The 13,371-nt window shown below is 66.6% G+C and carries 10 protein-coding genes; 2 read left to right on the top strand and 8 right to left on the bottom strand.

The genetic code is table 11. The features are described 5' to 3' along the window. Nucleotides 1–603: 603 nt before the first annotated feature. The 3 genes from CBI38_RS35900 to CBI38_RS35890 are packed head-to-tail and all read right to left on the bottom strand — an operon-like array spanning nucleotide 604 to nucleotide 3,533. Nucleotides 604–1,785 carry a ZIP family metal transporter gene (locus CBI38_RS35900; RefSeq protein WP_109336184.1) on the bottom strand — a complete coding sequence of 394 codons (1,182 nt, stop codon included), beginning with the start codon at nucleotides 1,783–1,785 and terminating at the stop codon, nucleotides 604–606. After that, nucleotides 1,786–2,835, bottom strand: a complete 1,050-nt coding sequence (locus tag CBI38_RS35895; protein WP_109336183.1) for a multicopper oxidase domain-containing protein — start codon at nucleotides 2,833–2,835, stop codon at nucleotides 1,786–1,788. Beyond that, on the bottom strand, nucleotides 2,835–3,533 hold the full coding sequence (locus CBI38_RS35890) for a metal-dependent transcriptional regulator (protein ID WP_230990470.1): 699 nt from the start codon (nucleotides 3,531–3,533) through the stop codon (nucleotides 2,835–2,837). The genes CBI38_RS35895 and CBI38_RS35890 overlap by 1 nt, the downstream gene beginning before the upstream one ends. Before the next feature lie 835 nt (nucleotides 3,534–4,368). Between CBI38_RS35890 and CBI38_RS39900 the strand changes: the two genes are divergently transcribed. Further along, nucleotides 4,369–4,578: a hypothetical protein gene (locus tag CBI38_RS39900; protein ID WP_230990469.1), complete on the top strand. Its 210-nt coding sequence runs from the start codon at nucleotides 4,369–4,371 to the stop codon at nucleotides 4,576–4,578. A 242-nt stretch (nucleotides 4,579–4,820) separates the two neighbouring features. Here the strand turns inward: CBI38_RS39900 and ctaE are convergent, their stop codons facing one another. Both ctaE and CBI38_RS40890 read right to left on the bottom strand, forming a co-directional pair. After that, nucleotides 4,821–5,432 carry an aa3-type cytochrome oxidase subunit III gene (ctaE, locus tag CBI38_RS35875; protein ID WP_109336182.1) on the bottom strand — a complete coding sequence of 204 codons (612 nt, stop codon included), beginning with the start codon at nucleotides 5,430–5,432 and terminating at the stop codon, nucleotides 4,821–4,823. A 154-nt stretch (nucleotides 5,433–5,586) separates the two neighbouring features. Beyond that, a complete protein-coding gene (locus CBI38_RS40890) occupies nucleotides 5,587–5,928 on the bottom strand; it encodes a GNAT family N-acetyltransferase (protein ID WP_162603407.1) in 342 nt (113 codons plus the stop codon). 1,439 nt (nucleotides 5,929–7,367) lie between these two features. Between CBI38_RS40890 and CBI38_RS35865 the strand changes: the two genes are divergently transcribed. Then, nucleotides 7,368–10,193 (top strand): FtsW/RodA/SpoVE family cell cycle protein, encoded by a 2,826-nt coding sequence (locus CBI38_RS35865; protein ID WP_109336180.1) that lies wholly within the window; start codon nucleotides 7,368–7,370, stop codon nucleotides 10,191–10,193. 385 nt (nucleotides 10,194–10,578) lie between these two features. Here CBI38_RS35865 and CBI38_RS35860 read toward each other — a convergent pair whose 3' ends face one another. The 3 genes from CBI38_RS35860 to CBI38_RS35850 all read right to left on the bottom strand — a co-directional run bounded on the left by CBI38_RS35860 (nucleotide 10,579) and on the right by CBI38_RS35850 (nucleotide 13,311). After that, nucleotides 10,579–11,085: a hypothetical protein gene (locus CBI38_RS35860; RefSeq protein ID WP_109336179.1), complete on the bottom strand. Its 507-nt coding sequence runs from the start codon at nucleotides 11,083–11,085 to the stop codon at nucleotides 10,579–10,581. Nucleotides 11,086–11,275: 190 nt separating this feature from the next. Next, on the bottom strand, nucleotides 11,276–11,926 hold the full coding sequence (locus tag CBI38_RS35855; RefSeq protein ID WP_109336357.1) for a TVP38/TMEM64 family protein: 651 nt from the start codon (nucleotides 11,924–11,926) through the stop codon (nucleotides 11,276–11,278). Between the two features lie 149 nt (nucleotides 11,927–12,075). Further along, nucleotides 12,076–13,311, bottom strand: a complete 1,236-nt coding sequence (locus tag CBI38_RS35850) for a L,D-transpeptidase (RefSeq protein WP_109336178.1) — start codon at nucleotides 13,309–13,311, stop codon at nucleotides 12,076–12,078. Nucleotides 13,312–13,371: the final 60 nt, after the last annotated feature.

Here is a 13,371-nt window from a genome sequence, read left to right as displayed (position 1 = left end):
GGACGGATCGGTCGAGCGCCCTGGAGTGCCGGCTGGTGCTGGTCGCCGGAACCGCCCGTTCCATCCTCCTCAAGTTCGAATTCTCGACGCGCCTGTCGAAGACGGCACTCGCTGTGATGGCATGAACCAGGCAGGCGCCGAGGTCCATTTCGTCGGACCAGGACCGGTGACGCACTGACGTTGATTGCTGCGGGGGGCGATCCGGCCGGGGCGCCGGGTCACCGTGTCCGGGAGGCGGCGACAATGGCAACGGTAAGGCACCCGGCCGGGACGCACGCGGAACCGCACGCGTACTGGCGGTCTCGACCAGCACGATCTCCGAACTCGACCCCAACAGCGCCCCGGCGGCGTTGCTGTCGGCCACGCTGGGATAACCAGGGCCCCAAGCCGCCGGCGGGTGGGGAGCGAAACCGGGGGATGCCGAAGCGCGAGCCGCGGCCCTCCCCATCGACGACAGCAGGACGGGGCGGTTGACAGCGCCACCGATCACGCCGACGGCAACTGACACTCACCGGCAGCGCGGGCCGTTTCGCGCCGTTGCTCGGTGGCCCGAACTGCCGGACCAGCCTCACTGCGGCCGGGGCGGGTCGGCTCCACGGGTCGTCAGGCGACCACGAGGAGTCCGGTGACATACATCGTGAGCAGGCCAGCGGTGATCCCGCCGATGGTGGCGGGACTGAGCACTCGCCCTGCGCTGTCGCGCAGGGCAGGGGCGATCTGGATGATGACCTGCGCGATCGCACCGACACCGATACCGAGGAGCAACGCCGAAAGCTCGGCGTTGTTCACGCTGGCACCGATGAGCGCACCGAGAATGGCCGGCGTCCCGGCGAGCAGACCCAGACCGAGGAGTTGCAGCAGTGGTGGGCGCCGTCGGGTCAGCGGCGCCACGACCGCCAGCCCCTCGGTGGTGTTCTGGATGGTGAATCCTACGACCAGGGTCGCCCCCAGGGCGAGCTCGCCGACGGCGTAGGCGGCGCCGATCGCCAATCCCTCGCCGAGATTGTGCAGTCCGATCCCGAGGGCGATCATGAACGCCAAACGGATCCCGCTCGACGCCTGCGTTTCGCTGACGGCGCGGCGGGACCCGAGATAGCGGTCCAGCGCGGTCAACGCGAGGAACGCCAGCACCGCGCCGAGGACGAGCAGGGCCGGGCCGCCGAAGGCGCCGCCACCGCGTTCGGAGAGTTCGACGCCCTCGATGGTCGCGTCGACGGCCAGGAAGGCCAGCAACCCGACCGTGAGCCCCAGCAGGACACGTATCCCACCGGGGCCGATCCTGCGGAGTACCGGCAGGAACAGCATTCCCAGCACGACGGGGATGATGCCGACGTAGGTCCCGATCAACGCCATCAGCCCGAAGAACCCGGCATCGGCCTGCGGGGTGGTCACCGCGGCCGGGATTTCGTGTTCGATCACCAGGCCGGTCGAGGTCAGGAACGAGAGCAGGTACGGTTGCCCGTCCTGCCACGGGTAGTCGAGCCGCAGAACCTCCGAGTCCAGATGGCTGATCGGCTGCTCCCCACCGGTCAGATCGACGTAGGAGTCGTTGACGAACACCTGCGCGACCTGGACCGGATCGGGGCCGGTGTTGCGGACGGTGACCTCGATGTAGCCCGGGACCAGTTCGGTGTGTTCGACCGCGAGCTGCTCGATCGGCGGACCGGCCCGCTCGGGCAGGGTCCGGCCCCCCACCATCGCGAGCACGACCAGGGCCACACCGATGAGGAGGGCCGCACCGACCGCGGACATCCAGGTCCGTTTTGTGTCCACTGAGGTGTCCATCTACTCGGTCACCTCGAAGAACCCCATCCAGCCGAGTTCGGCGAATTCGGTCTTGTGGGCGTGGAACATGAATCGGCCGGTGTACGGGAATCGCAGTTCGCAGATGCCGCGCTGACCTTGGGCTTGCATGATGGTGTCGGTGTACTCGGACGGCTGCAGGCGGGTGCCGGTGGGGTAGTAGTCGAAGAAGTTCCCGTGAACATGGAACGTGTTGATCGGGTCGTATTCGAGGGCGTTGACCAGGTAAATCCGCACCAACTCGTTCCGCCGCACCCGGATCGGTTCGTGCATGTAGTGGAACGGGATGCCGTTCACGGCATAGAGCTGATTGCCTTCCCCGTCGAAGGTGGTGTTGTAGCCGTGCATGACCATGACCATTTCGTCGGCCGGCGGACGAGGCTGGGGTGGATCGACGATGAAGGTTCCGTACAGGCCGCGGGCGATGTGCTCGGCCAGCGGGCCGACATGGCAGTGATACAGGTGCACCCCGAACGGTTGCGCGTCGAACTCGTAGGTGAAGCTACCGCCGGAGGGAATGACACCCGGACCGATGTCGGGGACCCCGTCCATTTCGGCGCGGTGGATGCTGTGAAAGTGCATCGTGTGTGGGTGCATGGAGGCGTTGATGAACGTCACGCGCAGCAGGTCCCCTTCCTGGCAGCGCAACGTCGGGCCCGGGATGCGGCCGTTGAACGTCCACGCCGGATACCGGACACCCGGCGCGATTTCCACGTCCACGTCGGCGGCGGCGATGTCCCACTCGCGCAGTACCCGCCCGTCCGGTAGACGGGAGACGCGGCCGTAGTCGAAGTCGCGCAGAATCTCGGTGGGATCGAAGCCGTTCGCCTCGTGGTCGACGACCGCACCCTTGCGGAACGTCGGGCCGCTGACCCCACCGCCGTGGCCGCCGGCATGCGCGCCGCCGGAGTGCGCCTCCTCGGGACCTGCCGGAAGGGGCGCGGCCGACACGCCCCGGACCCCGAGCGCTGCCGCGCCGGCGGTGCCGAGCAGGGCCGAGCCCAGCAGGAACTGTCGCCGCGATTCGCCCATCACGCGGCCCTGCCGTAGATGAGGCCGCCGACTGCGGCCGCCAGCTCGTATGGGTGGCCGTCGATGTCGACGCACACCGGCCCGCCGTGCGGGGAGGCTTCGGCGCGGGCGATGACGCGGCCCGGGTAGATGCCCAGGCCCGCGAGCAGGCGCAGCCCGTCGGTGTCCCGGTCCACGACCCGTTCGACCGTGAAATCTCGGCAGGGGACCGCAGCCCGGAGGCTCTCCGGCCACGTTTCGACGTACTCGCCGGTCGCCGACGGAATCGGGTTGCCGTACGGATCATGCGTTGGGTTGCCGAGTGCGGCTCTGAGCCGGGATTCGAGACGCGGGCTGATGGCGTGCTCAAGCACATCCGCCTCGCCGCCGATCTCGTCCCAGGACAGGTCCAGGAATTCGGCGAGGAACACCTTCGCCAACCGATTTCGGCGAACGACGTCCACCGCGTGGTGCTGGCCGTGCGCCGTCAGCGTGACCCGATGGGGTGCGGGTCGCCGGATCAGGCCGGCCCCGGCCAGCCGCCGGTGCATCCCGGACACGGTCGGGGCCGCCAGATCGAGGCGCCGCGCCAGTGCCGACGCCGAGGTCGTCTCGTCCCGCGCCGAGAGGCAGAAGAGGGTGCGGAGATAGTCCTCGACCGCCTCGGTGAGCAGGGATCCGCAACACTGCGAGGGGGCACGCATCGAATAGTTAGACATGGCCACACCTAAAGTTAGCCAACCCGAACATTCAGAACAAGAGCTCGAATCCCGGCGCAAGGGTGTGCCCGGTGCGCAGCCGCGCGAGCGGTCGACCGGGAGCGCTCCGGGAAGATCAGACGAGCGTGCGCCAGTACACCCAGGAACGCCTCGGCGGTCAGCGCCGGATGATCCGTTGTCGGCGGAGCAGGTGCGGTACCTGGTGGACGAGTGCGGGGGAGCTGCCCTCGCAGAGATCATGGGGGCAAATCGGTCGCAGACATCGAGGTGGGTGTCGGGCAAGGAGCGGCCCGGGCCTGCGGCTGCCCGCGGTTGATCGATCTCGAGCACGTCCTCGCCCGGGCACGCCTGGGGTGGGGGAAACTGCACAGCCTGGAGAGCCCGAATGCGTATCTCGACGGGGCACGCCTGGTCGACGTGATTAAGTTGTCCGGACCCTGCGTCGGTCCTGGAGGTGCTCGATGCAGAAACATGGGGCGGGGCAGCTTGAGTCCTGGTATATCGGGTCTTTCCCTATCTGCCTTCCGCCAAGCCCGGCCAGCCGGGGGACACCCCCTCTACGAACACCGACCCCCACGTGGTGGCCACATCGACCATCCGGACTTTTACGCCTGGGTATCTCTCACGGTTGGCCGAAGAGGCGTGCGGCGAGACGTTCGGCAACCTAGCGCACCGGGAGCAGTCGATGTTCGGGTTCCCGCAGCTACCTGGTTCTCACCGGGCGCTGGGGACCTTCCGACTGCCGGACGACTGGGGGTTCTCGACCTCGACGACCCGGCCCAACTGGTGCGCCTGTCATTGCGGGCCACGCACATCGGTGATCCGCAATCTTGCGGTGACACAGGGATCGGGTTACCCGAACTGGTCCGAGACCGACCGCAAGGAGCGTGGCAGGCAGTGCAGTGGTGGTCCTACCACCGTCCCCAGCTGGACCGTGCTGGCCAGTTGGCATCGCCCCGAGGTGGTCAGCATCGAACTCCTGGAACTCGAACACCCCGCGATCGTCGATGCCGCGGCATCCCAGCACCGTGTCTTGGACCGCTGAGGACCGTACGAAATCCGCTCGGGGCCAATGGCACTCAACCGCAACGCTTGGAAGTGGTGCCGTGCCCTCGCTACTGCATGTCGGTTCCGGCGGCCTTCGCGCGAGAGTCGACCACCCAGCCTTCGTAGTCCGGATCCGTCCGGTGCGCGTCCGGGTGAAGGTAGCGCACGACGGCGAGAGCGTCGGTGACCTATCCGTCCCGCTGGCCCGCATCCGCCGTGGCTCCCGGGGCGTTCAGCTGATCAACGGATGAAATAGATCGTGGCGAACAGGGCGATCCACACGATGTCGACGAAGTGCCAGTAGTACGAGACGACGATGGCGGCGGTGGCCTGTGCAGGTGTGAACTTGCTGACCTTGGTGCGGGCGATCAGGAAGACGAACGCGATGAGGCCGCCGATGACATGGAGACCGTGGAAACCGGTGGTCATGTAGAACACCGAGCCGTACACGCTGCTCGAGATGGTGGTGCCCTCCTCGATGAGGCTGAGGTACTCGTAGCCCTGGCCGAGGACGAAGAAGGTGCCCATCGCCAAGGTCAGCAGGTACCACCGGCGGAGGCCGAAGACGTCGCCGCGCTCGGCTGCGAACACGCCCATCTGGCAGGTGAACGACGAGGCGATCAGCACGAGTGTCACCGGTACGGCGAGGAACAGGTTCAGCTCGGTCGGCTCCGGCGGCCAGTTCCCGTTCGCCTGCGCTCGCGCCACGAAGTACATGGCGAAGAGCCCTGCGAAGAACATGAGCTCACTTGACAACCACACGATGGTGCCAACGCTGACCATGTTGGGCCGGTTCAGCGAGTGCACGCGTTGGGTGATTGCAGATGCTGAAGTCCCTACTGCGCTCGTCACAGAGTGAAGTATGACGCCTTGTCGTACGAGTCGGCTACCCGCGAGTTCCAGCCTGGGTCTTCCGGTGACTCGGACGCGGGCGCTCTGCGGTGTTCGCGCCGTGGGACACACCCTTCTACCACCCGTCCGACAAGGGCCATTGACGTGCAATCCGTCACTTGATTTCGGGTGCGGTCGACGTCGAGTGACATGCCGGCATGCGGTGTCGATATTGCTGTATCCAGGGGCGGCAGGCTGGTGGCGGCAGCGGCAGTATTCGCACCTTCCACGTCGAGACCGATGTGCACCGCTCCCCGGCGACCGGTTTGATCGCTCGCGTTATCGCGGTCCCATATCCCTTCCGTCTGGCTTCCGGATGCACGTACAGGTCGTACGGCCATGCCGAGTTCGAGGTGTGCTGGGATGTGGGTCGGGTCCGATCCAGCGCCGCGCCGACCTGATTGTCCTCAGCGCCCTCGGCGATGGCGTGCCGCTCGGTGTCGACACCGGTGGGCAAGAAAATGTGTGGTCTCGCGAGCTGTTCCTGCTCGTGCCTCTTCGTGAGGCATCATTTGTCGGAATGGTCTCGGTCTCACGTGTGCCGCGGCGTACTCGACGATGCCCATGTTCGCCGCGCCCGGCGAGTCGGGGAACCCGCCATGACCGAGGACGCGATCATGACCATCATCGTGTACGGATGATGGACGAAAATCGGCAGCTCCGACCCGACGATTCTTTCGCAGCGCGGCGGTGTACTCCAGACGCGGCGCAGCAAAGAGAGCCCGCCGAACATCCAGCGTGGACAAAAAGTTTGCACCACACCAAGCCCCGCGGGATCTCCTCGTACCACTGTGCAGCGAGATCCCAATAAACATACCGTTCATACTTTTCGCAGGGGAGGCCCCTATGAAAGGCAGGATGCTTGTATCCGCAGGTGCGTTGGTACTCGGTTTGAGCGCAGTGGTCGCTCCCACGGCCATGGCGTGGCTAACGCACTGACCCTACAACGCTGATGACCGCCGGGCGGTGGCCTTGCACCCCTCGCCGGATTCATGCTGACGCGCTACCCCGCTCGAGCGGACTGGTGTACGCGCGTGCTCTACCAATTCCTGCGGGGCGACCCAACCGAACCGATCATTTCTTGTGGTGAGGCCTTTCACCTTCTCCGACGTCCCTTCACGCCCAATTGTGTGCAGTTTCTCGGCGGGTGTGGGACTCATCGCGCTGATAGTCTGCGCCGCTGCTGCCCTCGTGTTGCTCATGACAACGAGTACCGCATCTGCCGGAGATGCGGCATCTGCAAGAACATGTGTCCGGCGGCGGGTGACGACGCATTCCGGGGTGACGCTCGTGGCCGTGACGAGAAAGTAGGTGAGACCCGCGCGAACCTGCAATGCGTTTCGTGCGTGGCTCCGTGGGTAACCGGCCGATGTGTCGGCCACCGGACATCTTGGGATGAGTTGTGGAATGGTTATTCCCGGAAAACTGATCGTTGTTGAATGGAATGCATTCAGGGATAGTTCGTTTCGAACGCGAGGCAGCCCGACTCCGGGTCCGTCGCTGCCGTTCCGGTAGGCGCAACTCGTGTGGCTGGCAAAGGTGCGGTGCTCGAAACAGTGGCAGGGCGCCACCTGAGGAGAAACGAGCAGGTGGAGCCGAGATTCGAATCGCTCGAACGAATCTGTGATGACTCGCGTGGCGGCGATTTCGTGGTTCCCGGATGCATTGCCGTTGGTTGTGATGCGGACACCCGCTGCGCTGTCCGGCACGAATGAGATCCATCAGCACGAACTGAGGCACCGCCTGGTCCGCCATCGGGGACGATGCCGCGCCGGCGCGACACGGCAGCACGCTTGCTGTCGGCGCCGTTATGCCGGCTCCGGTGACAACTCTGTGGAAACCGTTGTCGGTGCCCGCCGAGACGCAACTTGCTGAGGTGTCAGGGACGGGGGACACATGCTCAGAGGAAAGCGCGACTCCGACCCGTGGATCGTGACGGCGGCGGTGGCCCTCGTCGTTCTCGGGTTGCTCAATCTGATGTCGATCGGCATGACCGCGTCTGCCGTTCGTCAGGTTCTCTTCGCCGCCGCCGGCGTGGGGTCGATGTGGGTGGTATCTCGCGTGCGGCTCGGTGACCTCCGACGTTTCGGCTTGGCGATACTCGTGGTCGCTACGGTGCTGCTGGCGGCGGTGCCGCTCGTCGGGGTCGAGACCAAAGGCGCTCAACGTTGGCTGGACTTCGGGTTGTTCACCGTTCAGCCGTCCGAATTCGTCAAGCTCGGTGTGGTGGTGGTCCCTGCCACCATGCTGGCTGGTGGGTACACCCTGGGCCGGTTCGTGGCGACCCTGTCGGTTGTGAGCGTGCCGGTTGCGCTCGTGGCCCTGCAACCGGACCTGTCGACGGCCGTGGTGCTCCTTGCGACCGCCGGGTTGATGCTGATCCTTGCCCGGGTCCCGTTGCTCCCGTTGCTCCCGTTGTTCGCGCTGGGGATCGCCGCCCTGCCCCTTGCGGTTCTTTTTCTCCGCCCCTATCAGCTCGAACGGGTCCACGTGTTCCTGTCCAGCAGTGCCGACCCCGCCGGGGCGGGGTGGGGGAAGTTGCAAGCGGACATTGCGATCGGCAGCGGTGGGTTCTGGGGACTGGCGCGCGACCCGCTGTACGGCCTGCGGGCCGAGTACCTTCCCGAATCGGAGCACGACCTCGCGTTCGCGAGTGTGGTGTACGGGTGGGGTCTCTTCGCGGGCCTGGCAGTCGTGGTGGCCTCGTTGGTCATCGTGTGGCGCGCCGCACTGGCCGCCCGCGTTGCGAGGACCCGGGAGGCTGCCCTGATGGCGGTAGGTGTCGGCGGGTTGTTCGGAATTCAGGCTGTGGTTGCGATCGGTGCGAGCCTGTCGCTGCTGCCGCAGACCGGGATGCCGATCCCACTGTTCAGTTACGGGGGCACGGCGGCCATCGTCGGATTCGTCGGTATCGGGTTGGTGCTCGCGGTGCGCCGAGATGGTGTCGAGCGCCCGCTGTGGGCTCCACCGCCCAGGCGCCGCCGCAAACCGAGGGGGGTGACGGCGGGCTCGGTCACCGTGACGGCGTCCCTGGTCGTGATGTCGCTGTTTGCCTGGCAGCTGCAAAACGATCGGGGTGCGCAGTTGCGTGCGGTGAGCGACGCGCAGATGATGCGCTGCGTTCGCCTGCCCGCCGAGCGTGGTCAGATCCTCGACCGCAACGGCGTGCCGCTCGCGATCAATGTCGTCGAGTACACCGTGTCGGTGGTTTACCTGATGTTCGACGACAACGACGCGGCTGCCCGCCGCGAACTCGCTGCGCTGCTCGGCGTCACTGCCGACCAACTGACCGAGACCCTAGGTAGCCGGGGCGAGGAACTGCAGGTCGTGGTCGGTAGGGTCTCGCCCGAGCGGGCTCGGCGGATCGTCGATGCCCGACTCCCGGGGGTACTCGTTGCTCCGTCCGGCAAGCGGTATTACCCGCAGGGGGCGCTGCTCGGCCCTGTGCTGGGCCACGTCACGGTTGCCGACCAGGATGATATGGAGCGCTGGCCGCAGCTCGCGCTCGGTTCACGAGTCGGTAAGGCAGGACTCGAACGGCAGTACGATGCGCTGCTTCGGGGCATCGATGGTGAGCAGTGTATGTATGTGAACCCGTCCGGGCGTCCGGTGGCCACCGGCGGGCGGGTCGACCCGGTCCGCGGTTATGACCTGCGGTTGTACCTCGACCTGGGGTTGCAGCAACTCGCGACCGATGCGCTGACCGAGGCTGTGCGCACCAGCGGCGGTGACCTGGGCGCTGCGATCGTGATGGACGCGCGCACGGGGGCGGTGTTGACCCTGGCCAGCGTGCCCGGATTCGACACCAATGTCTATGGTCCGCCAGCTGACGTGGTAGCCCTCGCCGCCCAGGCGCGGGCACCGGGCGCGATGCTCAACCACGTCACTCAGACAGCGGTGCCGCCGGGCTCGACCTTCAAGATCGTTGTCGCGGCAGCGAACGCCGTGTCTCAGGTGCTGGCGCCGGAGGAGGTGATCGAAACCGGCGCCGCCTACATCTATGGCGGGCAGACCTTCCGGAACTGGCAACCGATGGGACCGAGCAATCTGGTGCAGGCGATCCAGTGGTCGGACAACGTCTACTTCTACAAGCTCGGTGAACTCCTCGGCCCTGCGAAGATCGCCGCGGTTGCCGACCAACTCGGTGTCGGCCGACCCTCGGGGATCGACCTTCCAGGCGAGGCCGAGGGCTTCCTCGGCACCCCGGAGAACGTCGGAAGCATCGGGGCGACCTGGTATCCAGGGTCGACGCTGCTGATGGGCATCGGGCAAGGCACTGTCAGCGCGACCCCGGTCCAGGTGGCGCGCTGGACGTCGGGTATCGCCACAGGTGCGATGGTCACACCGCAACTCGCGGCGGAATACGGGTCGGGGGAGGCCATGCAGATTCCCCCAGCACCGCCTTTGCCGTTGCCGTTCGCGGACCGGCTCGACCCGGTGCGGGCGGGGATGCGGGCCTCGGCCGCGGCCGGCACGGCCGGGCAGCTCGCGGACCTGCCTGTACCGGCCGGAGCCAAGACCGGCACGGCGGAGGATCCGTCGGCGCCTGGGGAAGGTCTCAATGCCTGGTTTTCCGCGGTGGCGCCTTTGGATGATCCCGAAATCGTCGTTTCCGTGTTAGTGCGTGGCGGTGGTTTCGGGTCGGCGACGGCGGGGCCCGTGGTGAAGAAACTCCTCGAGCGCTACCTTGCCCAACGACCCGGCTCGGTCCCGACTCGGTGACCCACTGCTGCACGGCGACCATCCATGAAGCACCAAAAGGCGATAGGCACTTCCTCCTGCCGGGCACCAGCACAGTGGACAGTCGAACGAAGGTGCGCCCATATCGGTTTGCGAAGGTAACGATTGTCGAGCACTTCACGGACAACAACTACGTCAACAGGTATTGATCACCGGAAGATATTCGTGGGTGTCTGAGGTGCCGGTAACTGGAGCGCTGATTCTGGCGGCTTTGTGCGCGCCGGCCGGAAGGGAGGAACGTGTGCGGTGGACCGAATCCTGACGCCGTCAGCGGCCGGACCGAGCGTCGACGACGAGGCACGACCTCGGTCGGTGCAGCGCGGTGGCGGTGGCCACGTCGGAGACGTGGCCACCGCCACTCCAGCTGTTAGCTACCGAATCCGCTGAACAGGTCGAGGAGACCGTCGAGGCCGAAGTCCAGGCCGCCGCCGCCCGGGGTGGTCGAGCTGACAGTGACCCGCACGGGGGCGATGGGGTCCTGGTAGTCGACGTCGCCCTCCTCCTTGCACTTCGTGCGCACCTGGTACTCGCCGTCGGGGAAAACAGCCGAGGTGCCGACGCCGGACGCGTTGGTCAGCACCTGACCGGCCACCATGGTCGGACCGGTCACCGGGAAGCTCTGGCCCACTTTCGTCGTGGAGTCGAGGACCGTTGCGTCGGCGCTGTAGACGGTGCCCTCGCACTTGACGAACGGCTTGGTGGTGTTCAGTCCGGTGATCGAGGTGGTGATCGTGCCTGCACCGGCGTCCGCGGTCACGGTCGCCGCACCGGTGATCGCTGCGGAACCGATGGCGGGGTTTGCGATCAGTGTGAGCGCGGAGAGTCCGGCGATGATGCCGGCGCCGGCCAGGCGCCGCTTGGTGGAAGAAGCCACGAGAGTTGTCCTTGTCGTTAGTCGCCGGGCCCCCGCACGCGGCGCATGTGGTCCTTGCACCGCCAGTTCAGGACCACCACGGGGGTGAGCTCTGCTGACCGTGCGGGAATCTTAGCCTGCCCTGAGTGAGGGCACCCTAAGTAAATGTTACGGAGGCCCTGAAAGTCAATGGCTGTGGTAGCTGTCACACCTACGCAGTCGGTGACACGGGCAGGCGGGTGTCGACCAGCAATCCCGCCACCCCGGCCACCACGCAGACCGCGGTCACGGCCATCAGTGCCGGATTCGTTTGTCCGGTCAACGCGTCCCCGAGTAACACCACCGCGACCGTGCCCGGCAGAATCCCGACCACGGTGGCGGCGGTGTAGGGCAGCAGGCGCACTGCAGAGAGCCCCGAGCAGTAGTTGACCAGGGCGAACGGTGCCGGGGCGATGAGCCGCAGGGACCCGACCGCGAGCCATCCCCGCCGGGCCAACCGGGCATCGATGGCCTTGACCGCGGGGTGCGTGAGCCGCGCCTGTACGGCGGTGCGCCCGAGCGTGCGCACCAGCAGCAGTGCCAGCACGGCGCTGACCGTCGTGGCGGCGATCGTGACGGCGACTCCGGCAGCGGGACCGAACAACAGCCCGGCGCTGAGAGTGAACACCGTGCGCGGCACCGGGGCTATCGTCAGCACCGCCTGGGTCAGGAAGAACACCAACACGAACGCCGGGCCCATCGACTCCGCCCAGTCCCGCACCACGGAGATCGGGGGGCGGGGAACGAGGGCGGCGGCCACTGCCAGCGCGGCCAGCACCGCCACGGTGGCGAGGACTCGGCGATCGTGCAGGATAGTTGGCACCCAACGGGTCCCGCGGCGCGGGGTTCTGGCGGAGGTGTCCCTGGCGGAGGGGCTCGGGCCGGCACCGTCGCGCGGTGCCAGCTCACCGCCCGAGCCGTCCACCACGGCGGTGTAGGCGGTGTAGGTGCGCGGCACCCAGGACGGTGGGGTCACGCCAGCGCGCTTCCGGCGACCCATTGATCCCAGGGCACGCTCCAGTCGCCGTTCTGCCACAACTCGAGCGGTGCCCCGCCGGTGTTGCGGACTTCGACGATGTCGCCGGGGACGGAGAAGTCGTAGAACCATTGAGCGTGGGCTCGGCTGAGGTTCAGGCAGCCGTGAGAGACGTTGGTGTTGCCCTGCGCCCAGACGGTGTCCTCGAGTTCGTGGAGGTAGATGCCGTCGTTGCTGATGCGGGTGGCGTAGTTGATCGTTTCCTTGTAGCCGAGCCTCGAATTGACCGGAAGCCCATAGGTCGAGGAATCCATGACCACCGGGTTGGCCTTGTCGATGACGGTGTAAATGCCGGGCTGGGTCCAGAACGTCAGGGTTTGCCCGTTGATGGTTTCGCTGCCGCCCATGCCCATCGAGGTGGGCATGGTGCGCACGACTTCCCCGTTGTTGGTGACGGTGATCTGTTTGGTGATGTCGTCGGCGACAGAGATGTGGGCGTCGCCGATGGTGAACGAGGTGGCGGCATCCTCCTGACCGAACAGTCCGCCGCCGAGGTCGACGCCGTAGACGTTGGCGCGGGCGGTGACCGTGGTGCCGGGGGTGTAGTAGTTCTGGGGCCGCCAGTGCACGTTCTGATCGTCGGCCCAGTGCCAGGATCCCTGCACCGGTGGGGTGGTTTCCACGGTCAGCGTTTTCTCGGCGGCGGCGCGGTCAGTGATCGGCTCGTCGAAGTGGGTGACGATGACGATTCCGATGCCGAAGGTGCCGCCGTCGGTGAGGAGATTGCCGCCCGAGGTCACGAAGGTCGGTTTGGTGAGGTTGCCCGGTTGCACGGTGGAGAAGGTGCTGGCCTGTTCGGTGCGGGTGCCGTCGTCGTGGAGTGCGGCGGCGGTGATGGTGTAGGTCTTGCCGTATCCCAGGGGGATTCCAGGTTTCCAGGCGATGCGGTCGGGGGTGAAGATGCCCTCGATGACTCTGCCTTCGTTGTTGGTCATCGTGACCGATTCGAGGGTCCCACCGGTGGCGTCGACCGACACCGGGTCGGCGGGGTTGACGGTGTCGGCTCCATCGGCGGGGTCGATGGTGATCGTGGGGGCTGGTGGGGCGGCCGGATTCGCGTCGCCGCTCGGCGAGGATGATCCGGTTCCGGACGGGGCGCAGGCGGCCAGGACTGCGATCAGGATCGCCAGGGCGAGCAGGACCGGGATCCGACGTGGCGGGCGAGTGTTCATGGGGTTCCTCCATACCGGCGAGGCGGCAGCGAAGCGGGGGCCGAGAAAAGGGTGGGGTGC

Origin of the sequence: Rhodococcus oxybenzonivorans (assembly GCF_003130705.1) — a bacterium.
GTDB lineage: Bacteria > Actinomycetota > Actinomycetes > Mycobacteriales > Mycobacteriaceae > Rhodococcus_F > Rhodococcus_F oxybenzonivorans.
This window is presented reverse-complemented; position numbering and strand designations above follow the sequence as displayed.